Origin of the sequence: Nocardioides panacisoli (genome assembly GCF_039537325.1) — a bacterium.
In the GTDB taxonomy this organism is placed as follows: domain Bacteria; phylum Actinomycetota; class Actinomycetes; order Propionibacteriales; family Nocardioidaceae; genus Nocardioides; species Nocardioides panacisoli.
Map to the genome: position 1 here is coordinate 232,233 of NZ_BAABAH010000001.1, position 24,136 is coordinate 256,368.

Sequence of the window (24,136 nt, forward strand, 5' to 3'; positions counted from 1 at the left end):
CGCGAAGCGACCGTCACGAGACCTATCGGAGCTCTGCCCTCAATTCCTGCACGACGGAGTCGACCACGGCGACCAGGTCGCCACCGGTGCGCTCGGCGATCGCGCGCTGCCGCTGGTAGGACGCCCCGCGGACGGGGATCTGCAGCACGCCGGCCAGCTCCTCGGCGCACCCGAGCCGGTCGGCGACGGGGGCCAGCTTCTCGACGAGCTCGGCGAGGTCCTCGGTCACGAGGCGCTCGTTGCTCTGGGCGTCGAGGATCACGATGGCGTCGACGCCGTACCGCGCGGCCCGCCACTTGTTCTCCTGCACGTGCCACGGCGGCATCGTCGGGAGCGTCTCGCCCGCGGCGCACCGCTCGTCGAGCCACACGACGAGGCAGTGCATCAGCGCGACCAGGCTGCCGAGGTCGGCGAACGTGGAGACGCCGTCGCAGACCCGGTTCTCCAGGGTCCCGTGGGTGACGGCCGGCCGCACGTCCCAGCGGATCTCGGACAGCTCGTCGATCACGCCGGTCGTCAGCTGGTCCTCGACGAACCGCTCGAACTCGTCCCACGCCTGGAACTGGAACGGCAGCCCGGCCGTCGGCAGCTGCTGGAACATCAGCGCCCGGTTGGAGGCGTACCCGGTGTCGACACCCGCCCAGATCGGCGAGGACGCCGAGAGCGCCTGCAGGTGCGGGTAGTAGGTGAGCAGGGCCGACAGCACCGGCATCACCCGCTCCTCGGCCGGCATGCCGACGTGCACGTGCACGCCCCAGATCAGCATCTGCCGCCCCCACCACTGGGTGCGGTTGATCAGCTCCTCGTAGCGGTGGCCCTCGGTGAGCTGCTGGCCGTCCCACTTCGCGAACGGGTGGGTCCCGGCGCCGTACAGGTCGAGGTCGAGCTCGTCGCACGCGGGGACGACGTACCCGAGCGTCTCGCGCAGGTCCGCCATCGCCTCCGGCACCGTGTGGCAGACCCGGGTCACCAGCTCGACGGTGTTCTTGAGCAGCTCCTTGTGCAGCCGGTTCGGGTCGGGCATCCGCGCCTTCGCCCGCGCGAAGAGGTGGGCAGCGTCGTTGCGGAGGTCGCGCGTGCGCCGGTCGACGAGCGCCAGCTCCCACTCGACGCCGAGCGTCGGCTCGGGTGAGCCCCGGAAGTCGATCCGCACGGCTCCAGCGTTCCACATCGCGGACGGAGCGGCGGCCTACCCATCGTCCGGACGATCAACCGTCTTGAACTGTCCAGTGAACAATTGTTCTCTGGTGTTCATGGCCAGCACCATTCCCTGGGAACGGGTCAGGCGGGCCGGCTCCAAGCTGACCACGCCCCTGCACCCGGACGACTACCTGCGTCTCTTGAATCCGCTGTGGAGCGAACGCGAGCTCCGTGGGCGGATCGAGAAAGTGATCCCCGAGACCGACGACGCCGCCACCCTGGTCATCCGGCCCGGGTGGGGCTGGCGCTACGACCACAAACCCGGCCAGTACGTCGGCATCGGCGTCCAGGTCGAGGGGCGGTTCCAGTGGCGCTCCTACTCCGTGAGCTCGCCGCCACATCGCAGCGGCCGGACCATCTCCATCACGGTCCGGGCGATGCCGGAGGGCAAGCTGTCCAGCCACCTGGTCAACGGGCTGGCGCCGGGCACGATCGTCCGGCTGGCGCTTCCCGAGGGCGAGTTCGTGCTGCCGGACCCGCCGCCGGACAAGATGCTGTTCCTCGTCGGCGGGAGCGGGATCACCCCGGTCATGGCGATGCTCCGCACGCTCGACCGGCGCGGCCAGATGCCCGACGTGGTCATGCACTACTCCTCGCCGACCGAGGATCGGATGATCTTCAGGGACGAGCTCGACGAGCTCGAGCAGAAGCACGACGGCCTGACCCTGCACCGGCTGGCCACCGACGTCGACGGCATGCTCGAGATGGCCGCCCTCGACGAGATCTGCCCCGACTGGCGCGAGCGACAGACCTACGCGTGCGGTCCCGGTCCGATGCTCGACGCCATCACCGAGCACTTCGAGTCCAACGAGCTCGAGGACAACCTGCACCTGGAGCGGTTCTCGCTCGAGCTCGGCGGCGAGGGCGGCGAGGGCGGGACCATCACGTTCCAGAACTCGGGCAAGACCATCGAGGCCGACGGCGCCACGACCGTCCTCGAGGCTGGCGAGGAGGCCGGCATCGGCATGCCCTACGGCTGCCGGATGGGCATCTGCCACACCTGCACGCTGACCCTGCTCAAAGGCAAGGTGCGCGACCTGCGCAACGGCGACGAGTACGACAGTCCCAACGAACCCGTGCAGACCTGCGTGACCGCCGCCGTCGGCGAGTGCACGCTCGACATCTGACGACGAAGGAGAACACACATGGCGATCTCGGACGTCCGGGAGTACACACACCTCACCGATGACGAGGTGGAGCAGATCGGTCGTGAGCTCGACCAGATCCGCAGTGAGATCGAGGAGTCACGCGGCGCGTCGGATGCGGCGTACATCAACCGGATGATCAGGATCCAGCGGGGGCTCATGGCCGCCGGCCGGGTCACGCTGATCGCCGGCACGCAGATGAAGCAGACGCGGAAGCCCGCCTGGGTACTGGGCGCAGGTCTCCTGGGGATGGGCAAGATCCTCGAGAACATGGAGATCGGCCACAACGTGATGCACGGCCAGTGGGACTGGATGAACGACCCGGAGATCCACTCCTCCAACTGGGAGTGGGACACCGCGCAGCCGGCCGAGCAGTGGAAGCACTCGCACAACTACGTCCACCACCAGTTCACGAACGTGCTCGGCTACGACAACGACATCGGCTACGGCATCCTGCGGATGGCCCGCGAGCAGAAGTGGTCGCCCTACAACCTCGGGCAGCCGATCTACAACAGCCTGCTCGCGACGCTCTTCGAGTGGGGAGTCGCTCTCCACGACCTCGACATCGAGCGGATCCGCAAGGGCGAGAAGGACCCGAAGGAGATGAAGCGGCAGCTCAAGCAGATCTTCCGCAAGGGTCGCAACCAGGTCATCAAGGACTACGTGGTCTACCCCGCACTGGCGGGCAAGCAGTGGAAGACGGCGCTGACCGCCAACGTCACTGCCAACATCATGCGGAACTTGTGGTCCTACATGATCATCTTCTGCGGGCACTTCCCCGACGGGGCGGTGCACTTCACCGAGGAGGAGATCGAGGACGAGTCCAGGTCCGAGTGGTACCTGCGGCAGATCCTCGGCTCGGCGAACTTCGAGGGGAGCAGGCTGCTGCACATCATCTCGGGCAGCCTCGGCTACCAGATCGAGCACCACCTCTTCCCGGACCTGCCGAGCAACCGCTATCCGGAGATCTCCGAGCGGGTCCAGGCGCTGGCCGCCAAGTACGACATCCCCTACACGACCGGTCCGCTCTACAAGCAGTACGGCCAGGCGCTGCGCACCATCATGAAGCTGTCGCTGCCGAACAAGATGACCAAGAGCGACCAGCCGGAGGCGCCAACGCCTCCGCACGACCGACGGCGGAAGTCCGACCAGGAGCGCCCGTCGCGTCGTACCGAGCTCGGAGGGTGGTCCCGCTCGCACTCGGAGGCTCGTGGATGAGGCTCCCCGCCGGGCTGGACACGCCCTTCGCCTGGGACCCCGCCCCCGGCGGGGGTCTCGGCGACCTGGTCGGACGGCGGGTCACCCAGTGCGCGCTCAGCCGGATCTGTGGGGTCTGCGCTGAGTCCCTGGGTCGGCCCGTCGTCTTCGTGGGCACGCCCACGGAGATCGGCCGCAACGCGTTTCACGCACCCCCGCTGCACGCCACCTGCGCCGATGACCTGCTCCGCGTCGACGGCGCCGACCCGGAGTGGCAGGCGGTGAACACGGCCGGCTTCGAGTTCGTCCGGCCGACCCGCGAGGACGTCGACCGCCGACCCACGTTCCAGCCGAACTCCCTCCTCTAGGCGTCTGCGACGATAGGTGGGTGGAGGCGCCGCTCGACCGGATGTGGGAGCGGAGCCGCCTGTCGGTCGGCGGACGGCTCGCGCGCTGGCGCGGCAAGTCCTTCGCCGTCGCGCAGTGCGCGATCGCCGCGGGTGTGGCCTGGTGGATCGCCGCCGACCTGCTCGACCACACCCGGCCGTTCTTCGCGCCGGTGGCCGCGGTGGTCGCGCTCGGCACGTCCTTCGGCCAGCGGCTGCGCCGGGTCGTCGAGATCACCATCGGCGTCGCGATCGGGGTGTTCGTCGCGGACCTGCTGGTGCTGTGGATCGGGTCGGGTCCCTGGCAGCTGACCCTGATCGTCGCGCTGGCGATGTCGACAGCCCTGGTGCTCGACGCGGGCGTGCTGTTCGTCAACCAGGCCGCCGTGCAGTCGATCGTCGTCGCGACACTGATCCCCGGCCAGGGCGCGGCGTTCACGCGGTGGACCGACGCCCTCATCGGCGGCGGGGTCGCGCTGGTCGCGGCCGCCGTGGTGCCCGCCGCGCCACTGCGCCGACCGCGCGAGCAGGCGGCCGGGGTCGCCCGGAAGATCGCCGAGCTGCTGCGCGCCGCAAGCCACGTGATGGTCGACGGCGACCCGGACGTCGCGCTGGACCTGCTCGCCGACGCCCGCTCGACCGACCGGATGATCCGGGAGCTCCAGGCGGCGGCCTCGGAGGGGATGTCGGTCGTGACGTCCTCGCCTTTCCGTGCGCGGCACCGCGAGCCGCTGCGCCGGATGGTCGAGCTGGTCGACCCGCTGGACCGCGCGCTGCGCAGCACCCGGGTGCTCGTGCGTCAGACGGCCGTGTCGGCGTACCGGCACCGTGAGGTGCCGTCGTCGTACGCCGATCTCGCGGCCGACCTCGCGATCGCCGTCGACGCGGTCGCCGACGAGCTGGCCGCGAACCGGATGCCGGTCGCCGCTCGCGAGAAGGTGCTGGAGGTCGGGCAGGCGACCGGGCTGGTGGAACGGACGCGCGAGCTCACCGGCGAGGCGATCCTCGCGCAGCTGCGCTCGATCGTCGTCGACCTGCTGCTCGTCACGGGGATGGAGCAGCTGGAGGCGACCGACGCTCTCCCGCCGCCCCGCTGAGGCTTGCAGGTTCCCCAAGGGATGCAGCGAAGTGTGCGCCTCCCAGTGGTTGTACGACGTGGGGGGCGCGGGTTTCGCTACATCCCTTGGGAAACCTGCAGCTCGCGCAGCCACCGCTCCGCGGTCCCGTCGTACGGCGTGACGCCCGCCCGCACCGCGGCGAACACCTCCCGCGCGGACGCCTCCGCCATCGCGACCACGTCGGCGGGGTAGCCGTACTCGACCGTGTGCTCGGCGAACTCGTCCTCGTCGTCGACGTACACGGTGCCGTCCTGCAGCTTGACCACGTCCAGGTCGAGGTCGACCGACCGGAGGACGCGCCCGTCCCAGGCGGCGGGCGTCGCCATGTCCACGTAGATCGCCGCCTTCGCGGCCTGGTCGTTGAACGCCGCGAGGTGCGCCGCCCCGCCGGCCGGGACCAGCATGACGCCGCTGAAGGTGGCGACGAACTCCATCCCGGGCCGGCGATAGAAGGTCCCGACGCGGAAGCCGAGCCACTCGCCGTGCTCGTCCGCGCCGAGGTAGACGCCGTCGTACTCCCAGTGCGGGCGGCCTTCCCACTTCGTCATCTCGACGCGGATCGGATCGCCGGGAGCCACGTACCGCTGTCTACCAGAACTCTGCGAGCATCGGGAGCATGGACGAATCGCGCCGGCTCGCCCAGACCCTCGATCTGTGCCTGCGGATCGGGGAGGTGCTGCTCTCCTCCGGGGCGGGGGCTGCCGACGTGACCGCGACGATGCGGGTGGTCGCGCAGGCGCTGGACGTGCGCAACCCCCAGGTCGACGTGACGTTCACGTCGCTGTCGATGACCGCCCAGCACGCCGACGAGCTGCCGGTCTTCCAGATGCGCCAGGTCATGCAGCGCGACATCGACTACGAGGACCTGACCCGGGTCGACCACCTGGTCCGCGACATCGTGGCGGGTCGTGCCGACATGCAGACCGCCCGCGCGAGGGTGGCCCGCATCGCCTCGTCGGGCCACGCCCGGCCGCGGTGGGCGGCGAGCGCCGGGTGGGGCCTGATGTGCGCCGGCACCGGCCTCCAGCTGGGTGGCTCGGTGGCGGTCGTCGTGGTCGCGTTCGTCGCGGCCGTCTCGATCGACCGGCTCCAGCTCGCGATGTCGAAGCGCCGGCTGCCGTTCTTCTACCAGCAGATCGCCGGCGGCGGCGTCGCGACGATCCTCGCCGCCGTGGCGACCAAGCTGACGGAGTCGTTCGTGCACATGGACGCCTCGCTCGTGGTCAGCGCGAACATCATCATGCTGCTGGCCGGGATCGGCTTCATGGGTGCCATCCAGGACGCCCTCTCGGGGTTCTACCTCACCGGCGGCGCGCGGGTGCTCGAGGCACTGCTCGCCACCGGCGGCATCATCGCGGGCGTCAGCGGCGGCTTCAGCCTCGCCGCGACCCTCGGGTTCGACCTCCCGGTCCTGGTGCCGGCGCGCACCGACCTGGTCGGGGTGAGCGTCGCGGCCGGCGGGGCCGCCGTCGGCGCGGCGGCGTTCGCCTACGCGTCGTACGCCCCCATGCGGTCCCTGATCCCGATCGGCCTGCTGTCCGGCTTCGCGCTCGCGATCAGCGAGACGATCGCGCTGCAGGACTTCGGGCGCCCCTGGTCGGTCGGCGTCGCGGCCTTCGTCGTCGGCCTGGTGAGCTATGCGGTCGCGTCGCGACTGCGGGTGCCGCCGTTCGTGATCGTCGTGCCCGCGGTCGTGCCGATGCTGCCGGGTCTGTCGATCTACCGCGGTCTGGCCCTGCTCACCGCGACCGGGCACCCCGCCGTCGCCGAGGGCCTGCTGTCGATGGTCACCGCCGCCTCGACCGCCACCGCCCTGGCCGCCGGGGTGATCCTCGGCGAGTACGTCGCCCAGCCGGTCAAGCGCGAGGCGCGCCGGGTCGAGACCCGGCTCGCCGGCCCGCGGCTGGTCGGCGTCACCCGGTTCCGCCGGCACCGCTGAGCGGGCGCCGCGCGAGCGGAGGGGTAACTCAGGGAGTGGTCATAACACTGAGTTGCAGCAGCGCCCGCCGGCCGCTCAGACGACCTTCTTGTTCGGCAGCACCCGCTTGGACACCGTCGCGATGACGTCCTCGTAGCGCGAGCCGGTGAACTTCTGGAAGTTGTGCAGGGCGTGGGCGTCGATGCCGACGAGGACGCGGGCCTGGTTCTTGAGGATGCCCTTGACGATGATCTCGGCGGCGCGCTCGGGGCTCATCCGGGCGAGCTTCTCGTCGAACAGCTTCGCGGTGGCGGCCTTGTCCTCGTGCTCGGAGACGCGGGCGTTGCGGGCGATCGCGGTCTTGATGCCGCCGGGGTGGACGGCGGTGACGCCGACGTTGTGCCCGGCGATCAGCATCTCCTCGCGGAGCGCCTCGGTCATGCCGCGTACGGCGAACTTGGTCGCGTTGTAGGCGCTCTGGCCGGGCATCGCGAGCAGGCCGAACAGCGAGGACAGGTTGACGACGTGGCCGTCGCCGGAGGCGATCAGGTGCGGGAGGAACTCCTTGGTGCCGTGCACGACGCCCCAGAAGTTGACGCCGATGATCCAGTCCATGTCCTTGTAGGACAGGTCGTTGAGGTCGCCGGCGAGCGCGACGCCCGCGTTGTTGACGATCACGTTGACCCGGCCGAACTGCTCCGCCACGGCGGTGGCGTAGGTCTGGAACGCGGCGCGGTCGGCGACGTCGAGGCGGTCCGAGCGGACCTCCTTGGCGCCGGCCTGCTTGACCAGGTCGACGGTCTCGGCGAGCCCGGCCTCGTCGACGTCGGAGAGAGCGAGGAGCGAGCCCCGCTTGGCGCAGTTCACCGCGAGGGCGCGGCCGATGCCGGAGCCGGCTCCGGTGATGACGACGACCTTGTCGTTGAGTGTCTTCATGCGGGGACGGACTCCTTCTCGGTGAGGGGCGCGACGTCGTACTTGTCGACGTCGAAACTGGACAGCAGCTGGCGGAACCTGAAGGTCTGGCCGGGCCAGAGGGTGGTGTTGTTTCCGAACTTGTCGAGGTACCAGCTCGCGCAGCCGCCGGTCATCCAGACCGTCGGCTTCATCCGCTCGCGCATGGCCTCGGTCCACTCCTGCTGGGCCTCGGCGGTCGGCTCGACGGCGGCCAGGCCCTGCTCGCGCAGGGTCCGCGCCGCGTCGACGATGTAGCGGACCTGGGACTCGATGATGAAGATCATCGAGGAGTGCCCCAGCGCGGTGTTGGGACCGACGATCTGGAAGTAGTTGGGGAAGCCGCTGACCGTGGTGCCCTTGTAGCCGGCCATGCCGTGCTCGCCCCAGACGTCGGCGAGGGTCCGCCCGTCGCGCCCGGTGACGTGCTGGGCCATCGGCGGCTCGGTGACGTAGAAGCCGGTCGCGACCACGAGTACGTCGATCGGCCGCTCGGTGCCGTCGGCGGTGACGACCGCGTCCGCGGTGACCTTCGTGATCGGGTCGGTGACGAGCTCGACGTTGTCCTGGGCGAGCGCGGGGTACCACGCGTTGGAGATCAGGATCCGCTTGCAGCCGGCCCGGTAGGTCGGCGTGACCTTCTCGCGCAGCTCGGGGTCGTCGATCGCCTTGGCGATCTGCTTCTTGACCTGGCCCTCGACCGCGCGCATCAGGCCGGGGAAGCGGGTGAAGGCGGGCGCCCGGGACTCGAGCGTGGCGTAGATGCCGGCGCGGACGGCGCGCTGGGTGGCGGGCACGCGGCGGAAGAGCTCCTTCTCGACGCCGGTGTACTTCCGCTCGTTGCGCGGGATCACCCAGTTCGGCGTGCGCTGGTAGACGTCGAGGTGACCGACGACCCTCTGCAGCTCGGGGACGATCTGGATCGCCGAGGCGCCGGTGCCGATGATGGCCACCCGCTTGCCGGTGAGGTCGACGTCGTGGTTCCAGCGGGCGGAGTGGAAGACCTCGCCCTGGAAGCCCTCGATGCCGTCGATCTCCGGCATGCGGGGCTCGGACAGGCCACCCGAGCCGGCGATGAGCGTGCGGGCGGCGTACTCACCGGCGCTGGTGCTGACCAGCCAGCGGCTCTGGCCGTCGTCCCAGCGCGCGTCGAGCACCAACGTGTCGAAGACGAACCGGTCGAGGGTGCCGGAGTCGCGCGCCACCCGCTTGATGTAGGCGAGGATCTCCGGCTGCGGCGAGTAGTGCGAGGACCAGTCCGGGTTCAGCGCGAACGAGAACGAGTAGAGCTGGCTCGGCACGTCGCACGCGGCTCCGGGGTAGGTGTTGGCGAACCAGGTGCCGCCGACGTCGCTGTCCTTCTCGATCACGACGAAGTCGGTCTCGCCGGCCTCGTCGAGCTTGATCGCGGCGCAGAGGCCCGCGAAGCCGGCGCCGACGACCAGGTGGTCGACGAGCGTGGGAGTGGTCTTGGTGGCCATGCGGATGACGGTATGGACTTATTGAACAAGTGTCAATAGACTGTCCGTCGTGACCGCGACCACACCCGCTCGGACCCGGCTCTCACCCGATGAGCGCCGCGAGCAGCTGCTCGAGCTGGGCGTCCGGATGCTCGCGGACCACTCGCTCGAGGAGCTCTCGATCGACCTCCTCGCGGAGGCCGCCGGGATCTCGCGCGGGCTGCTCTACCACTACTTCGGTGGCAAGCAGGGGTTCTACGAGGCCGTCGTGCAGCGTGCGGCGGACGACCTCTACGCGCAGACCGCCCCGCCCTCGGAGGGTGAGCCGTTGGAGCGGCTGCAGGCCTCGATGGAGGCGTACGTCGACTACGTCGCCGCGAACCGGGCCGGCTACGCCTCGCTCGTCCGCGCAGCCGCCGGCGGCAACGACGCGCTGCGGGCGATCTACGACACGACCTTCGACGCACTGGGCACCCGGTTCTTCGAGGAGGACACCCAGAGCCTGCTGATCGCCGACACCCCGGCCAACCGGGCGCTGATCCGCGGCTGGCAGGCGATGACCGAGGAGCTGACGCTCACCTGGTGCGACGACCCCTCGGTGCTGAGCCGCGACGACCTGCTGCGCGTCATCGCGGGCTCGCTGCCCGCCGTGCTCGCGATCCTCGCCTGACGGTCCACGGCTGGGGAACCGCCCGCGCGGTCCCGGACATGACACCGTGTGAGGGCCGGTGAGCGCGGGATCGACGAGGCGGTGCGGATGACCGACGAGGAGCTCGTCGCGCGGCTGCGTGCCGGGGACCGGGACGCGATGGCGGCGGTCTTCGACCAGTACGCCGACCGCGTCTACAACGCGTGCTTCCGCCGGACGGCCTCGTGGTCGATGGCCGAGGACGCGATGGCGGCCACCTTCCTGGAGGTGTGGCGGATCCGCGACCGCGCGACGGCGTACGACGGCGATCTGCTGCCGTGGCTGTGCGCGGTGGCGACGAACGTCTGCCGCAACACGGTGCGGTCCGCCCGGCGCCAGTCGCTGCTGCGGGCGAAGCTCACCGTCGTCGAGGGCATCGCCGCGCACGACCCCAGCGACGAGGTGGCCGGCCGGGTCGACGACGAGCAGCGGATGGGGCAGGTGCTGGAGGCGATGGACGGGCTGTCCCGCGCGGACCGTGAGGTGCTGATGCTCGTGGCGTGGGACGGACTGACCTACGCCCAGGCGGCCGCGGCGCTCGGCGTCGCGGTCGGGACGGTGCGGAGCCGGATGTCGCGGTCGCGGTCGCGGCTGGCCGGGCTGCTGGGTCAGGAGGAGGCGTGATGGACGAGCGGGTACCGGCCGAGCGGCCGCTGGACGATGCCACCAGGGCGCGGCTCCGAGCCGAGCTGCTGGAGGCGGTGGCGCGCGACGACCCCGGCTCGTCGTCGCGGTCGTGGCGGTGGCTGGCGCCGGCCGGTGTCGCGGCTGCGGTCGCAGCCGGTGTGCTGGCGGGCGCCGTACTGCTGGGGGGCGGGAACGAACGGTCCGACGAGCTCGGACCCGCGGGCGGCTCGAGTGTCGTGCAGGAGGCGAGTGACACGCCCTCGAGCACGCCGACGTCTCTGTCGGCCGACCCGGACGGCTGTCTGCCGGATTCGGTGGGCAACGCGCGGCGGCAGCTGCGCGACCAGATGCAGAGCTACCGCAAGCTGCTGCCGACGGTGCAGGCCTACCGCGACATCGTCGCCCAGCACCTCGACCCGGCCGGCGAGCACCTCGATCCGCGGGCGACCAACGTGCAGAGCAGCGGAGCGGCCTGCGGCATGTCGGGGCTCGGCACCAAGGTCGGGTGGTCGGTGCCCGGGCAGGACGGCCTCGGCGAGGTCCAGGTGGAGGTCACCACGAGCTGGCGGAACGCGCAGGTCCACCTCGCGCACGACGGCTGGATGCCCGCCGTGGACGTTCCCGGCGCGACGAAGGCGTGGTCGGTGAAGTACGACGGCGGCTTCGCGGTCGCCGTACAGCGCACCGACGGCCTGACGGTCGCCCTGTCCGCCGACGAGCTGTTCGGGAACAACTCGCTGACCGGCATCGCCGGGTTCCCGTTTTCGCCCGACGACCTGTTCGAGACCGCGGCCGACCCGGCCTTCACGCTGCCGTGACGGCGGCCGCGGTGGCGGCCCTGCCTACTTGGAGGGCTTCGGTGTCGTGCAGTGGATCTTGGGGTTCACGCCGACATAGTTGAGCGGGCCCGCCACGATCGTCAGCGCCGTGTCGCCGAACGTCTTGCAGGACACGTCCTGGTCGCTGCCGAAGTAGCCCCGCTGTGCTGCCGCGATCACGCCGATGATCAGCCAGATCACGACGATGACGCCGATCAAGCCGCCGCCTCGTCCCATTGGTCACGCCCCCTCGGTGCGGGATGCAGTCGATCCCGCACCGCAGCGGTACCCCGCTGCTGGGGCGCCAGACGGTCGAAGCCGTCAGGCGAGGACGGCCGCCAGCTGGTCGAGGCCCCACTGCAGGTCCTCCGCCGAGATGACCAGCGGGGGAGCGAGGCGGATCGTGGAGCCGTGGGTGTCCTTGGCGAGGACACCGCGCGCCATCAGCCGCTCGCACACCTCGCGGCCGCTGCCGATGGCCGGGTCGATGTCGATGCCGGCCCACAGGCCGCGCGAGCGCACGGCGACCACGCCCTTGTCGATCATCGCGTCGAGCCGCTCGCGCAGCACCAGGCCGAGCTCGGCCGCGCGGGACTGGTACTCGCCGGAGGCCAGCATCGCGACGACCTCGGAGCCGACCGCGCACGCGAGGGGGTTCCCGCCGAACGTCGAACCGTGCTGGCCCGGCTTCAGCACGCCGAGCACCTCGCGGTCGCCGACCACGGCCGAGACCGGGACGACGCCGCCGCCCAGTGCCTTGCCGAGGACGTAGAGGTCCGGCACGACGTCCTCGTGGTCGCAGGCGAACGTGCGGCCGGTGCGGCCCAGGCCCGCCTGGATCTCGTCGGCGACGAAGAGCACGTTGTGGCGGGTGCAGATCTCACGGACGCCGCGGAGGTAGCCGTCCGGCGGGATCAGCACGCCGGCCTCGCCCTGGATCGGCTCGATGAGGACGGCCACCGTGTCGGGCGTGATGGCAGCCTCGAGGGCCGCCAGGTCGCCGTACGCCACCTGGTCGAAGCCGGGCGCGAACGGCCCGAAGCCGTCGCGGGCGTCCGGGTCGTCGGAGAAGCCGACGATGGTCGTCGTACGGCCGTGGAAGTTGCCGGCCGCGACGATGATCCGCGCCGAGTCGGCGGCGACGCCCTTGACGTCGTAGCCCCACTTCCGGCTGACCTTGATCGCGGTCTCGACCGCCTCGGCGCCGGTGTTCATCGGCAGCACGAGCTCCTTGCCGCACAGGTCGCCGAGGCCGGCGGTGAAGTCGGCGAACGCGTCGTGCACGAACGCGCGGCTGGTCAGCGTCAGCCTGTCGAGCTGGGCGTGCGCGGCGGCGATGAGCCGCGGGTGGCCGTGGCCGAAGTTGAGGGCGGAGTAGCCGGCGAGCATGTCGAGGAACCGGCGACCGTCGATGTCGGTCATCCAGGCGCCCTCGGCCTGGGCGAGCACCACCGGCAGCGGGTGGTAGTTGTGCGCCGTCCGCGCCTCGGCCCGCAGGACCTCGGCCGGGGTCGCCCCGCCTTTCGACTCCATCGACGTGGTGTCGGTCGTGATGCTCATGTCGCCTCCTCTGGCTGTCCGCGCTGATGTCTCCGCAAGAGATTGTCTGACAATCTCCACGCTAACGTACGCGAACTCCAAATCCCGAAAGCGCGACACAAGTGGGCTCGGCGGGATAACGGCTGGCAGGGAGAATTGCGGCCCTGGGACAATGGGCTTGCCGTGAAGATCTCCTACCCGCCCGACCTGCCGGTCAGTGCCCGTCGTGACGACATCGCGGCGGCGATCCGGGACCACCAGGTCGTGATCGTCGCGGGGGAGACCGGGTCGGGGAAGACCACCCAGCTGCCGAAGATCTGCCTGGAGCTGGGCCGTGGGGCGCCGTCGAAGGACGGCCGGGACGCGCGGCCGCGGATGATCGGGCACACCCAGCCGCGGCGGATCGCGGCGCGGGCGGTGGCGGAGCGGATCGCCGAGGAGCTCGGGACCGAGCTGGGCGAGACCGTCGGCTACCAGGTGCGGTTCACGGACCGTACGTCGAGGCGCTCGCAGGTCAAGGTGATGACGGACGGCATCCTGCTCGCCGAGCTGCAGCGCGACCGGATGCTGCGGCGCTACGACACGATCATCATCGACGAGGCGCACGAGCGGAGCCTCAACATCGACTTCCTGCTCGGCTACCTCAAGCAGCTGCTGCCGAAGCGCCCCGACCTCAAGCTGATCATCACCTCGGCGACGATCGACCCCGAGAGGTTCGCCGAGCACTTCGCGGACCGCGACGGCAAGCCGGCTCCCATCGTCGAGGTCTCCGGACGGACATACCCGGTCGAGATCCGCTACCGGCCGCTCGTCGAGCTGCCCGAGGCCGACGAGGAGGGCGAGCCGGTCGTCCGCGACCAGACCGAGGCGATCGTCGAGGCCGTCAAGGAGCTGTCCGCCGAGGGCGCGGGCGACGTACTGGTGTTCCTGCCGGGTGAGCGGGAGATCCGGGACACGGCGGAGGCGCTTGGCGAGCTGACGCAGGGCCCGCGCGGGATCGACGTACTCCCGCTCTACAGCAGGCTTTCCGCCGCAGAGCAGCACCGCGTGTTCGCGCCAGCGAAGAACTCCCGGCGCCGCGTCGTGCTCGCCACCAACGTGGCGGAGACGTCGCTGACCGTGCCGGGCATCCGGTACGTCGTCGACACGGGCGTCGCGCGGATCTCGCGGTACTCCTCGCGGACCAAGGTGCAGCGGCTGCCGATCGAGGCGATCAGCCAGGCGTCGGCCAGCCAGCGGTCCGGTCGGTGCGGTCGGGTGGCGGCCGGCGTGGCGATCCGGCTCTACTCCGAGGAGGACTTCGAGAGCCGACCGGAGTTCACCGAGCCCGAGATCCTGCGCACGAACCTCACGTCGGTGATCCTGCAGATGACCGCGCTCGGCCTGGGTGACATCGCGCGGTTCCCCTTCGTCGAGCCGCCGGACCGGCGCAACGTGCAGGCCGGCAACCAGCTGCTCGAGGAGCTCGGCGCTGTCCGACCCGCGCCGAGTCGGCAGAAACTCGGCACCGACGCGCCGAGTCGGCTCAAGCTTGAGCCGACTCGGCGCCGAGTTTCTGCCGACTCGGCGGTGCTGACGAAGGTGGGGGAGCGGCTGGCGAGGCTGCCGGTCGACCCGCGGCTGGGGCGGATGCTGATCGAGGCGGAGCGGCTGGGGTGCGTGCGCGACGTACTCGTCATCGTCGCGGCGCTCTCGGTGCAGGACCCGCGGGAGCGACCGGGCGCGGACCAACCGGCGGAGCAGGCGAAGGCCGACCAGGCGCACGCGCGGTTCAAGGCCGAGGGGTCGGACTTCCTGACCTGGCTGAACCTGTGGCGCTACCTGCGTGGCCAGCAGCGGGAGCTGTCGGGCAGCGCGTTCCGGCGGATGTGCAAGCGGGAGTACCTGCACTACCTGCGGGTCCGGGAGTGGCAGGAGCTCGAGGGCCAGCTGCGCCAGGTGTGCAAGGAGATCAATCTGCGCATGGAGGGTCTCGATACGCCCGCTCGTCCCTCGCGGGCTACTCGACCACCGTCCGATGGCAGCGGACCGACGTCCGCGCCGTACGACGCGGACGGGATCCACCAGGCGCTGCTGTCCGGCCTGCTGTCGCACATCGGGGTGCTCGAGGAGCGGGAGAAGCCCAAGCCGGGCGCCAAGGGCAAGGAGCGGCGGCCGGGGCCGCGGGAGTACCTCGGCGCACGCGGGACGAAGTTCGCGATCTTCCCCGGCAGCGGCCTGGCGCGGAAGAACCCGCCGTACGTCATGGCCGCCGAGCTGGTCGAGACCGGCCGGCTCTGGGCGCGGCAGAACGCCGCGATCGAGCCGGCGTGGGCCGAGCGGCTGGGCGGGCACCTCGTGAAGCGGACCTACAGCGAGCCGCACTGGTCGCGGAAGCGGCAGTCGGTGGTCGCGCACGAGCGGGTGACGCTGTACGGCGTACCGCTCGTCGCGGACCGGCTGGTCTCGTTCGGGAAGGTCGACCGGGAGCTGTCCCGGGAGATCTTCATCCGGCACGCGCTGGTGTACGGCGAATGGTCCACCCGGCACCGGTTCTTCCACGACAACCGCAAGCTGCTCGAGCAGGCCGAGGAGCTCGAGCACCGCGCCCGCCGTCGCGACCTGGTCGTCGACGAGCACACGCTGTTCGACTTCTACGACGCCCGCGTGGGTCCCGAGGTGGTCAGTGGCGCGCACTTCGACCAGTGGTGGAAGCAGGTGCGGCGCGAGCGGCCCGACCTGCTCACCTTCGACCCGGCGATGCTGCGGCACGACGCGGCGGCGGAGGTGACGGAGAGCGACTATCCGGAGCGTTGGCAGGTCGGGGGAGCGGGCGAGGGCCTCAGCTTCAAGATCGGCTACCACTTCGAGCCGGGCGCCGCGGACGACGGCATCACCATCGACATCCCGGTCGCCACGCTCAACCGTGTCGACGACGACGACTTCTCGTGGGTCGTGCCGGGCCTGCGCGAGGAGCTGGTGACCGAGCTGCTGCGCAGCCTGCCGAAGCAGCTGCGCGTGAACTTCGTGCCGGCGCCGAACACGGCCCGGGAGTTCCTTGCGAACGTGCCGGCCGGCGACGAGCCGCTGCTGACCGCGCTGGAGCGGTACCTCCGGTCGAAGACCGGCGTGCACGTGCCGCGTGAGTCGTGGAACCTGGCGTCGCTGCCCGCGCACCTGCGGCCGACCTACCGGGTCGTCGACGAGAGCGGTCAGGAGCAGGCGCGCGGCAAGGACCTCGCCGCGCTCAAGGCGCCGCTGCGGCCACGGTTCGAGGAGGCGATGGCCGAGGTCGCCGCCGACAGCGGCGTCGCCCGGAGCGGCGAGACCACCTGGGTGTTCGGCACCATCCCCGAGACCGGGACGTGGACCCGCGCCGGCCACGAGGTCGAGGCCTATCCCGGCCTCGTCGACGAGGGCACGACCGTCGGCCTCGGAGTCTTCGGCTCCGCCGAGGAGCGCGACGCGCGGCACCGGCTGGGCGTGGTCCGGCTGCTGCTGATCGCGCTCGGCACCGCGCCCACCAAGGGCGTGGTCGACGGGCTGTCGATGACCGACAAGCTCGGGCTGGCGGGGACGCCGTACTCCTCGGTCGAGGGGATCGTCCGCGACTGCCTGCGCGCCGTCGTCGTGGACGCGGTCGATGCGGCGGGGGCGGTCCGCACCGAGGAGGAGTACGCCGACCTGCTGGCGCGGGTCTCCACGCAGGCCGCGGACGGCGTACGCGCGACCCTTGCGGAGCTGCTGCGCGCCCTCGCCGCGTGGCGGGAGGCCGACAAGGCGCTCAGCGGGCGGGCGGAGCTGCCGCTGCTGCCGGCGCTGACCGACCTGCAGGGCCAGCTCGGCCGGCTGGTCCACGACGGCTTCGTCGGAGAGGCGGGCGCAGCGCAGCTGCGGCGCTATCCCGTCTACCTCCAGGCGATGCGGCGGCGCCGCGAGCAGCTCGGAGCCGGAGGCACGGCGCTCCACCGCGACCGCGAGCGCCTCGACCGTGTGCAGCCGCTGCAGGACGCCTACCTGCAGCGGCTCGCCGCCCTGCCCGACGGCCGGCCGCCGTCGGCCGCGCTGCGCGCGGTGCGCTGGATGCTGGAGGAGTACCGCGTCTCGCTCTGGGCGCCCGAGCTCGGCACCGCCGGCAAGGTCAGCGACGTACGCATCCGCAAGGCCCTGGGGTGAATCGCGGTCACAACAGGCGGTTCGACGCGCCACAACAGGCGGTTCGACCTGCCACAACAGGCGGTTCGACGCGCCACAACAGGCGGTTCGACGCGCCACAACAGGCGGTTCGACCTGCCACAACAGGCGATTCGACGCAGCACAAGTGAGGATTCGGCTCGTAGGCTGGAGGGGATGACAGCGGATCGGTCCCACCACAGGCCGTCGCCCAGGACGGGCGACTTCTTCGACGCGTTCGTGGGTGGCGGGGATCCGGCGCAGGTGAGCGAGGCGGCGGACCGGGCGGCGGTGCTGCTGGTGCGGGGGGCGCGGGAGCGCGGCGACGACGAGGTCGCGGAGCGGCTGGTGCACCTGGCGGACACCGAGGGGATCGAGGCGATCGCCGAGGTGTGGTCGGGAGCGCCGGCGGACTCGCTGGCGGGGTGCCTGTGGCGGCTGTACCTGCTCCGCTCCTGGGTGTACGCCGACCCGGCGGGCGTCGCGCGCGAGTTCGAGGCGGGCCGCAGCGGAGCCGAGTTCGCGCGGGTCGTCGCCGGGGTGGCGGACCCGCCCGGGCCGGACGAGCTCCGGGCGATGATCGACGACGTGCTGCGCGGGATCGCCAGCGGCGACTTCGCCGACGTGCTGTTCCGTGCCGCCGCGTTCGCGCGGGTGGTCGCGACCGGCCGGGCGTCGCTGCCGGGCACCAGCCACGACGGCGTACGCCGGATGCTCGGGCTCGCCGACCAGCTCGAGGCGGCCGCCCACATCGAGCTGGGCCGCGGCCTGGGTTAGCCACGCCGGGCGAGGGAATGTGTGGGGATCCCCCCGCGTTGTTGCCCGTGGTCCTACAGTGGATCTCCGAGCACGTCGGGTCGCGGCAGCCCCGGGTCCCAAATTCAGCCGCCTAGAGCGGCCACGCGCCGTGAGGCGCTCCCGGCCCGACGTGCTCGGCTTTACCCCTCGGTAGGGTGGCGTCGGTCGATCGACGTACACGAAGGGGACTGCGCGCGGACATGGCGGAATACGGACGCTTCGGCTGGCGCACCGCCGTGACCATGGCCGTCGTGGCGATCGGCGTCGTCGTCGGGATGATCGTCATCGGCAATGCCAGCGACTCCGACTCACGCCCCCACCCCCGGCCGACGTCCAGCGGCGCGCCGTCCATGGCCACGCTGGTGTTCGCGACGTGGGGCTCCGACGAGGAGCTCGGGGCCTACCAGAAGATCGTCGACGCCTACAACGAGAGGTCGACCGTGGTCGACGTGCGCGTCGTGGGCTACTCCGACCCGGAGACGATGATGAACGCCATCGACTCGGGCCAGATCGACCCGGACGTCTTCCTCCTCCGGCAGGACGACCTCGCGGCGACGATGGCAGCCGAGCGCAACCAGCCGCTGCAGGACCTGATGGACGCCCGCGGCGTGCACGTGAGCGACAGCTTCCTGCGCGAGGGGATCAACGCCTTCTCCGCGGCCGACGACCTCCAGTGCATGCCCTACACGGCCTCGCCGATGGTCATGTACTACAACAAGGACCTGATCGACTTCGACCGGATGGCCAGGCGCGGGCAGCCGGTGCCCAACGAGGACCACTCGAGCTTCTCGCTCGACGCGTTCCGCGCCGCCGCCCAGTACGCCAGCCGGCCCGGCACCCACGCCAAGGGCGTCGAGATCGCCCCGACCCTGAGCGGGCTGGCGCCGTTCGTCTACTCCGGCTCGGGCCACTTGTTCGACGACGACACCCAACCGACGTCGCTCGCCCTGGGCAACGCGACCGACGCGATCCGCGACACCCTCGAGGTCCTCCGCGACCCGAAGATCACGCTCAGCTCCGAGCAGCTGGAGCGGAAGTCGGCCCTCGAGTGGTTCGAGGCCGGCAAGCTCGGGATGATCGCGGGCTACCGCGACCTGACACCGGTGCTGCGGGGGACGCCCGGGCTGCACTTCGACGTGCTGCCGATGCCGTCGCTCGGCTCCTCCGCCACGATCGGCCAGATGACCGGCGTGTGCCTGGCGAAGGGTCCCCGCGACCGGGTCGCGCAGGCCGCGGACTTCCTCGTCGACCTGATCGGCGACAAGGCGGTCAACCTGGTGACCAAGACCGGCGCGACGGTGCCGGCCAACCTCGACGTCGCGTTCCACGGCTTCCTGAAGCAGGTGCCGCCCGCGCACCCGCGGGTGTTCACGGTCGCGCAACGGTCGATCGTGCCGCCGCCGATCGACGTGGACTGGGCGAAGCTGCAGAGCAACGTCCGGGCCGGGATCGAGGCGTTGTTCACCGAGCCGGTGCTCGACGACCTGTCCTCGGCGCTGACCGACATCGACGACCAGTCGCGCGTGGTGCTCGACCCGAGCTATCAGCCCTCGGAGTCGCCGTCCGGCTCGCCCTCGGGCTCCACGGACTCCTCGGCCGGCGGGTCGTCGTCCCGCTCGGACGCTCCCTCGGACGACTGAGCCTTCTCCGCCGCCGCGGCGTCCGCGTCCAGCACGGCCTGCGTCAGCGCCTGCGCCGTCAGTCCCACCTGCCACGACCGGGCACCGAGCGCGCGGAGCTGGTCGATGAGCGCCTCCAGCAGGGCCACCGGCTCGCGGGCCCGCGGCGGTGTCCACATCACGCGGCGCAGGCTGTCCGGCGTCAGCAGGTTCTCGGTGGGCAGCTCGTTGTCCTTGGCGATCCTGGCGACCGCGGCACGGGCCAGCTCCAGGCGCCGCGCGGCGACGGGGTCCTTGTCCGCCCAGGCCCGCGGGTTCGGCGGGCCGTCGCTGCGGCCCGTACGGTGCGGGAGCTCCTCCTCGGGCAGCTCGGCGGCCGCCTTCAGTGCGGCGAGCCAGTCCTTCGCGTGCCGGGAGGCACCCCGGCCGTGGAAGCCGGGGGTGCTCATCAGGGCTCCGCGGTCGGTCGGCAGCGCGGACGCCGCGGCCACGATCGCCGAGTCGGGGATCAGCCGGCCCGGCGTCACGTCGCGCTCCTGGGCGATGGCGTCCCGCGCCTCCCACAGCAGCTTGACGGCGGCGAGCGAGCGGCGGCCGCGGACCTTGTGCATGCCGGAGGTACGGCGCCACGCGTCCACCCGGGGCGTCGGCTCGAAGCCGAGCAGGTGCTCGAACTCCTGCCGCGCCCAGTCGTCCTTGCCGGCCTCCTCGAGCTGGCGGCCCAGGATGTCCCGGAGCTCCACGAGGACCTCGACGTCCAGGGCGGCGTACTCCAGCCACGCCTCGGGGAGCGGCCGCGTCGACCAGTCGACGGCGGAGTGCTCCTTGAGCATCTGGACGCCGATCAGGGTCTCGACGAGGGTCGCGAGTCCGACGCGCGGGTAATTCAGCAGCCGGCCGGCGAGCTCGGTGTCGAACAGCGCCACGGGCCGCAGCCCGACCTCGGCCAGGCACGGCAGGTCCTGGGTCGCGGCGTGCAGGATCCACTCGGTGTCACCGATCGCCTCCTGCAGCGGCTCCAGCGTGTCGAGAGGGATCGGGTCGATCAGCGCGGTGCCCGCGCCGGCGCGCCGTACCTGGATCAGGTAGGCGCGGTTGGAGTAGCGGTAGCCCGACGCCCGCTCGGCGTCGATCGCCACCGGCCCGGTGCCCGCCGCGAGCTCGGCGCAGTAGGCCTCCAGTGCTTCCGCGGTGTCGGTGACCGGCGGGAGGCCGTCGGCGAGCCGGAGGAGGGCCACCGCCGGCGGCGCCTCGTCGGCGCCGGGAGTCTCCTCGCCGTCGACCGGAGCCGGGTCCGACGTCAACGTCCGGGGCCTCGCTGGCCACGCCGCGACGGCATCACGGCGACGCCGTCGGGAACCGGCTCGAGCCCGCCGGCGGTGCACAGCAGCTCTCCCCACGCCTCCACGTGCGCCGCCAGGTCGGGCGCGTCGAGCGGGGTCCACGAGGCTCGGATCTCGAGCTGGGCGGTGCCGCCCTCGTCGGCCATCGTGCCGTAGTTCTCGGTCTGCACCCGGGTCACGGTGCCGGAGATGGCGGTGTACGCCGCACCGTGCGCGGCGAGCGCCTCGGTCAGCCACTCCCAGCCGACGTCGGTGAGCAGCGGGTCGGTGGCGAGGTCGCCCTCGATCTCGGCCCGGCAGTAGGCGACGCAGCGGAACGTGCCGTCCCAGGCGGCGTTGCCCGCCGGGTCGTGCAGGAGCACGATCCGCCCGGTCGAGACGTCCTCGCCGTCGACCGTCACGTCGGCGGACAGCGCCGTCGCGTGCGGCGCGATCCGCTGCGGGGCCGGCATCTCCTCGCAGAGCACCTCGGGCCGGAGCACCGCCTCGCGCATGCTGGCGACGGCGGCCTCGAACTCCGGAGGTGCGGCAGCGCCGGACCCCTGGTGCGTCTCCTCCCGGGCCACCATGAGGCCAATCTAGAACCAATGACCGGAAATGAGCCTGCGGCGCGCCACGATGTGCCCGAAGCTCACCCCACCTGAGAAACTGCCCGGTGTGGGTGACCTGAGCCAGACCGCGTTGCTGAAGGCCCTCCGGGGCGAGCCGGTGCCGCACACGCCGGTGTGGTTCATGCGGCAGGCGGGACGGTCGCTGCCGGAGTACCTCGCGGTGCGCGAGGGCGTCGCCATGCTCGACGCCTGCGCCGACCCGGAGCTGATCGTCGAGATCACCCTGCAGCCCGTCCGCCGGTACGGCGTGGACGCGGCGATCTTCTTCTCCGACATCGTGCTGCCGCTCAAGGCGGTCGGCGTGGACCTCGACATCGTGCCGGGCACCGGCCCGGTGGTGGCGAAGCCGGTCGCCACGCTCGCCGACGTCGAAGCGATCCCGGACCTGACGCCCGAGCACGTCTCGTTCATCACCGAGGCGGTGCGCGGCCTCGTGGGCGAGCTCGCCGGGGTGAACGGCGGTACGCCGCTCATCGGCTTCGCCGGCGCGCCGTTCACGGTGGCGTCCTACCTCGTCGAGGGCGGCCCCTCCAAGGAGCACGCCCGCACCAAGGCGCTGATGTTCGGGGCGCCGGAGGTGTGGGAGGCGCTGATGCGGAAGATCGCCGGGATCTCGGCGACCTTCCTGCAGGTCCAGGTGGAGGCGGGCGCCTCCGCCGTACAGCTGTTCGACTCGTGGGCCGGCGCGCTGACGCCCGCCGACTACGAGCGGTTCGTGATGCCGCACTCCGCGGACGTGCTGGGCCGGATCGGTGACCTCGGCGTGCCGCGCATCCACTTCGGCGTCGGGACGTCCAACCTGCTCGACCTGATGGGCCGGGCCGGGGCCGACGTGGTCGGCGTGGACTGGCGGACGCCGCTCGACCGGGCGATCGAGGTCGTCGGGCCGACCCGCGGCGTCCAGGGCAACCTGGACCCGACCCTGGTCTTCGCGCCGACCGACGTGATGACCGCTCGCGCGGCGGAGATCATCGACGCCGGACGGGCAGCGCGCGGACACGTCTTCAACCTCGGCCACGGGGTGATCCCCTCCACCGACCCGGACCAGCTGGCCCGGCTCACCGAGTTCGTGCAGTCCTACCCGCTGGCCTGAGCCGGCTCGACCGCTCACAGGAAGTGCACAGGTCGGCGACAGGCCGACCTCAACCTGCGGACGCAGACTCGTGGTCATGACGATGACCGCGCCCCGGCCCACGATCCCTGCGGCACCCGTGGCTGCACGGGCCGACGCGGCCGTGCGGACCGGCGCCGGCCTGGCCCTGTGGGCCGGCCTGCTGCTGGTGACGTACTGGTGGGTCGCCGACGGCGGCCTCCGCGACCTCGCCACGGCGACCGGCGCGCTGACCGAGCTCGGCCGGCTGAGCGGCCTGGTGGCCTCGGTGCTGCTGCTCGCGCAGGTGCTCCTGATGGCCCGCCTCCCGATCCTGGAGGGTGCGTTCGGCCAGGACCGGCTCGCGCGGATCCACCGGATCGTCGGGTTCACCTCGTTCTCCCTGATGCTGGTGCACATCGCGTCGGTGACCTGGGGCTACGCGGGCGCCTCGCTCGCCCGGAGCCCGCGTGAGCTCTGGACGCTGACGTGGGACTACCCGGGGATGCTGCTCGCCGTCGCCGGGACCCTGGCGCTGGTCATGGTGGTCGTCACCAGCCTGCGCGCCGCGCGCCGCCGGCTGCGGTACGAGTCGTGGCACCTGCTGCACCTCTACGCCTACCTCGGCGTCGGCCTGGCGCTCCCGCACCAGCTGTGGACCGGCAAGGACCTGACCTCCTCCCCGTCGCGCACCGTCTTCTGGTGGTCCGCGTGGGGCGCCACGGCCCTGGCGGTCCTGGTCTGGCGGGTCGGCCGCCCGGTCGCGATCAACCTGCGGCACCAGCTGCGGGTGGTCGCCGTCGTCCCCGAGGGTCCCGACACCCTGTCGGTCCACCTGACCGGACGCCGGCTGGACGCCCTGCGCGCCGAGCCCGGCCAGTTCTTCAGCTGGCGGTTCCTCGGCCGACCCGGCTGGACCCGGTCGCAGCCCTACTCGCTGTCCGCGGCGCCCGACGGCCGCAGCCTGCGGATCACCGTCGCGGCCGTCGGCGACGGCAGCGCCTCGCTCGCCGCGCTCCGGCCCGGCACGCGGGCGCTGGTCGAGGGGCCGTTCGGCCGCCTCTCCCCGCGGGCCCGGACCCGGCACGGCGTCGTGCTCATCGGAGCCGGTGTCGGGGTCACGCCGCTGCGGGCGCTGCTCGAGGGCATGCCGTACGCGCCCGGCGACGCGGTGTACGTCGAACGCTTCCACCAGCAGCCGCTGTTCGCCGCCGAGGTCGACGAGATCGCGCGGCGGCGGGGCGCGCGGGTGATCCGGCTCCCCGGCTGGCGCCGCGGTGCGGGGTCGTGGCTGCCCGCGCTGAACCGTCCGGTCGACGACGTCACCGCGCTGCGCAGCTGGATCCCCGACCTCGTCGAGCACGACGTCTACGTCTGCGGCCCCGAGCCGTGGACCCGGCTCGTCATCTCCACCCTGTCCGCTGCTGGGCTGCCCGAGGCCCAGCTCCACGTCGAGCACTTCGCCTGGTGATC

The 24,136-nt window shown here is 71.7% G+C and carries 21 protein-coding genes; 13 read left to right on the plus strand and 8 right to left on the minus strand.

Features of this window, described 5'->3' with window-relative positions; genetic code table 11:
- Positions 1-22: 22 nt before the first annotated feature.
- Positions 23-1,153 carry a glutamate--cysteine ligase gene (locus ABD709_RS01200; RefSeq protein ID WP_344771945.1) on the minus strand — a complete coding sequence of 377 codons (1,131 nt, stop codon included), beginning with the start codon at positions 1,151-1,153 and terminating at the stop codon, positions 23-25.
- 100 nt (positions 1,154-1,253) lie between these two features.
- Here ABD709_RS01200 and ABD709_RS01205 point away from each other — a divergent pair, with 100 nt between their 5' ends.
- From ABD709_RS01205 to ABD709_RS01220, 4 genes are read left to right on the plus strand one after another with little or no spacing between them, the layout of a single operon-like run.
- Positions 1,254-2,327 (plus strand): ferredoxin reductase, encoded by a 1,074-nt coding sequence (locus ABD709_RS01205; protein WP_344771946.1) that lies wholly within the window; start codon positions 1,254-1,256, stop codon positions 2,325-2,327.
- A gap of 18 nt (positions 2,328-2,345) precedes the next feature.
- The gene (locus tag ABD709_RS01210) at positions 2,346-3,563 is read left to right on the plus strand and encodes a fatty acid desaturase family protein (protein WP_344771947.1); all 1,218 of its coding nucleotides are present in this window, start codon (positions 2,346-2,348) and stop codon (positions 3,561-3,563) included.
- Entirely contained in the window at positions 3,560-3,910 is a 351-nt protein-coding gene (locus tag ABD709_RS01215; protein ID WP_344771948.1) for a hypothetical protein, read from the plus strand. Before ABD709_RS01210 ends, ABD709_RS01215 begins: the two co-directional genes overlap by 4 nt.
- A 20-nt stretch (positions 3,911-3,930) precedes the next feature.
- Complete coding sequence (locus ABD709_RS01220) at positions 3,931-5,025, plus strand: FUSC family protein (RefSeq protein WP_344771949.1); 1,095 nt, start codon at positions 3,931-3,933, stop codon at positions 5,023-5,025.
- A gap of 77 nt (positions 5,026-5,102) precedes the next feature.
- Here ABD709_RS01220 and ABD709_RS01225 read toward each other — a convergent pair whose 3' ends face one another.
- Positions 5,103-5,624, minus strand: coding sequence for a DUF402 domain-containing protein (locus ABD709_RS01225; protein ID WP_344771950.1), 522 nt, complete (start codon positions 5,622-5,624; stop codon positions 5,103-5,105).
- A 38-nt stretch (positions 5,625-5,662) separates the two neighbouring features.
- Between ABD709_RS01225 and ABD709_RS01230 the strand changes: the two genes are divergently transcribed.
- Positions 5,663-6,985 (plus strand): threonine/serine exporter family protein, encoded by a 1,323-nt coding sequence (locus ABD709_RS01230; protein ID WP_344771951.1) that lies wholly within the window; start codon positions 5,663-5,665, stop codon positions 6,983-6,985.
- A gap of 75 nt (positions 6,986-7,060) precedes the next feature.
- On the opposite strand, the gene ABD709_RS01235 is transcribed toward ABD709_RS01230, so the two are convergent.
- Both ABD709_RS01235 and ABD709_RS01240 read right to left on the minus strand, forming a co-directional pair.
- A complete protein-coding gene (locus ABD709_RS01235; protein WP_344771952.1) occupies positions 7,061-7,900 on the minus strand; it encodes an SDR family NAD(P)-dependent oxidoreductase in 840 nt (279 codons plus the stop codon).
- Positions 7,897-9,399, minus strand: coding sequence for a flavin-containing monooxygenase (locus tag ABD709_RS01240; protein ID WP_344771953.1), 1,503 nt, complete (start codon positions 9,397-9,399; stop codon positions 7,897-7,899). Before ABD709_RS01240 ends, ABD709_RS01235 begins: the two co-directional genes overlap by 4 nt.
- 49 nt (positions 9,400-9,448) lie before the next feature.
- Between ABD709_RS01240 and ABD709_RS01245 the strand changes: the two genes are divergently transcribed.
- The 3 genes from ABD709_RS01245 to ABD709_RS01255 all read left to right on the plus strand — a co-directional run bounded on the left by ABD709_RS01245 (position 9,449) and on the right by ABD709_RS01255 (position 11,511).
- Entirely contained in the window at positions 9,449-10,048 is a 600-nt protein-coding gene (locus ABD709_RS01245) for a TetR/AcrR family transcriptional regulator (protein ID WP_344771954.1), read from the plus strand.
- Between the two features lie 87 nt (positions 10,049-10,135).
- Positions 10,136-10,690, plus strand: coding sequence for an RNA polymerase sigma factor (locus tag ABD709_RS01250; protein WP_344771955.1), 555 nt, complete (start codon positions 10,136-10,138; stop codon positions 10,688-10,690).
- Complete coding sequence (locus ABD709_RS01255) at positions 10,690-11,511, plus strand: hypothetical protein (protein WP_344771956.1); 822 nt, start codon at positions 10,690-10,692, stop codon at positions 11,509-11,511. The genes ABD709_RS01250 and ABD709_RS01255 overlap by 1 nt, the downstream gene beginning before the upstream one ends.
- 24 nt (positions 11,512-11,535) lie before the next feature.
- Here ABD709_RS01255 and ABD709_RS01260 read toward each other — a convergent pair whose 3' ends face one another.
- Both ABD709_RS01260 and rocD read right to left on the minus strand, forming a co-directional pair.
- Complete coding sequence (locus ABD709_RS01260; protein ID WP_344771957.1) at positions 11,536-11,730, minus strand: hypothetical protein; 195 nt, start codon at positions 11,728-11,730, stop codon at positions 11,536-11,538.
- Between the two features lie 102 nt (positions 11,731-11,832).
- A complete protein-coding gene (gene rocD, locus ABD709_RS01265; protein WP_425575000.1) occupies positions 11,833-13,071 on the minus strand; it encodes an ornithine--oxo-acid transaminase in 1,239 nt (412 codons plus the stop codon).
- A 162-nt stretch (positions 13,072-13,233) separates the two neighbouring features.
- Between rocD and hrpA the strand changes: the two genes are divergently transcribed.
- The 3 genes from hrpA to ABD709_RS01280 all read left to right on the plus strand — a co-directional run bounded on the left by hrpA (position 13,234) and on the right by ABD709_RS01280 (position 19,640).
- Positions 13,234-17,205: an ATP-dependent RNA helicase HrpA gene (hrpA, locus tag ABD709_RS01270; protein ID WP_344771958.1), complete on the plus strand. Its 3,972-nt coding sequence runs from the start codon at positions 13,234-13,236 to the stop codon at positions 17,203-17,205.
- Positions 17,206-17,379: 174 nt separating this feature from the next.
- Positions 17,380-17,979, plus strand: coding sequence for a hypothetical protein (locus tag ABD709_RS01275; protein WP_344771959.1), 600 nt, complete (start codon positions 17,380-17,382; stop codon positions 17,977-17,979).
- A 221-nt stretch (positions 17,980-18,200) separates the two neighbouring features.
- Positions 18,201-19,640, plus strand: a complete 1,440-nt coding sequence (locus tag ABD709_RS01280; protein WP_344771960.1) for an extracellular solute-binding protein — start codon at positions 18,201-18,203, stop codon at positions 19,638-19,640.
- On the opposite strand, the gene ABD709_RS01285 is transcribed toward ABD709_RS01280, so the two are convergent.
- Both ABD709_RS01285 and ABD709_RS01290 read right to left on the minus strand, forming a co-directional pair.
- Positions 19,544-20,923 carry an HRDC domain-containing protein gene (locus tag ABD709_RS01285; protein WP_344771961.1) on the minus strand — a complete coding sequence of 460 codons (1,380 nt, stop codon included), beginning with the start codon at positions 20,921-20,923 and terminating at the stop codon, positions 19,544-19,546. The genes ABD709_RS01280 and ABD709_RS01285 overlap by 97 nt on opposite strands.
- On the minus strand, positions 20,920-21,531 hold the full coding sequence (locus tag ABD709_RS01290) for a DUF3000 domain-containing protein (RefSeq protein ID WP_344771962.1): 612 nt from the start codon (positions 21,529-21,531) through the stop codon (positions 20,920-20,922). Before ABD709_RS01290 ends, ABD709_RS01285 begins: the two co-directional genes overlap by 4 nt.
- Before the next feature lie 49 nt (positions 21,532-21,580).
- Here ABD709_RS01290 and hemE point away from each other — a divergent pair, with 49 nt between their 5' ends.
- Together hemE and ABD709_RS01300 are read left to right on the plus strand one after the other, a co-directional pair.
- A complete protein-coding gene (hemE, locus tag ABD709_RS01295) occupies positions 21,581-22,666 on the plus strand; it encodes a uroporphyrinogen decarboxylase (protein WP_425575011.1) in 1,086 nt (361 codons plus the stop codon).
- Positions 22,667-22,742: 76 nt separating this feature from the next.
- Positions 22,743-24,134, plus strand: coding sequence for a ferredoxin reductase family protein (locus ABD709_RS01300; protein ID WP_344771963.1), 1,392 nt, complete (start codon positions 22,743-22,745; stop codon positions 24,132-24,134).
- Positions 24,135-24,136 lie beyond the last annotated feature (2 nt).

What these genes read in the sequence shown, in the direction of transcription:
- ABD709_RS01205 (WP_344771946.1), top strand. Translation starts at nt 1,254, where the DNA reads ATGGCCAGCACCATTCCCTGGGAACGGGTCAGGCGGGCCGGCTCCAAG.
- ABD709_RS01210 (WP_344771947.1), top strand. Translation starts at nt 2,346, where the DNA reads ATGGCGATCTCGGACGTCCGGGAGTACACACACCTCACCGATGACGAG.
- ABD709_RS01215 (WP_344771948.1), top strand. Translation starts at nt 3,560, where the DNA reads ATGAGGCTCCCCGCCGGGCTGGACACGCCCTTCGCCTGGGACCCCGCC.
- ABD709_RS01230 (WP_344771951.1), top strand. Translation starts at nt 5,663, where the DNA reads ATGGACGAATCGCGCCGGCTCGCCCAGACCCTCGATCTGTGCCTGCGG.
- ABD709_RS01235 (WP_344771952.1), bottom strand. Translation starts at nt 7,900, where the DNA reads ATGAAGACACTCAACGACAAGGTCGTCGTCATCACCGGAGCCGGCTCC.
- ABD709_RS01240 (WP_344771953.1), bottom strand. Translation starts at nt 9,399, where the DNA reads ATGGCCACCAAGACCACTCCCACGCTCGTCGACCACCTGGTCGTCGGC.
- ABD709_RS01250 (WP_344771955.1), top strand. Translation starts at nt 10,136, where the DNA reads ATGACCGACGAGGAGCTCGTCGCGCGGCTGCGTGCCGGGGACCGGGAC.
- ABD709_RS01255 (WP_344771956.1), top strand. Translation starts at nt 10,690, where the DNA reads ATGGACGAGCGGGTACCGGCCGAGCGGCCGCTGGACGATGCCACCAGG.
- rocD (WP_425575000.1), bottom strand. Translation starts at nt 13,071, where the DNA reads ATGAGCATCACGACCGACACCACGTCGATGGAGTCGAAAGGCGGGGCG.
- ABD709_RS01275 (WP_344771959.1), top strand. Translation starts at nt 17,380, where the DNA reads ATGACAGCGGATCGGTCCCACCACAGGCCGTCGCCCAGGACGGGCGAC.
- ABD709_RS01280 (WP_344771960.1), top strand. Translation starts at nt 18,201, where the DNA reads ATGGCGGAATACGGACGCTTCGGCTGGCGCACCGCCGTGACCATGGCC.
- ABD709_RS01290 (WP_344771962.1), bottom strand. Translation starts at nt 21,531, where the DNA reads ATGGTGGCCCGGGAGGAGACGCACCAGGGGTCCGGCGCTGCCGCACCT.
- hemE (WP_425575011.1), top strand. Translation starts at nt 21,581, where the DNA reads ATGTGCCCGAAGCTCACCCCACCTGAGAAACTGCCCGGTGTGGGTGAC.
- ABD709_RS01300 (WP_344771963.1), top strand. Translation starts at nt 22,743, where the DNA reads ATGACGATGACCGCGCCCCGGCCCACGATCCCTGCGGCACCCGTGGCT.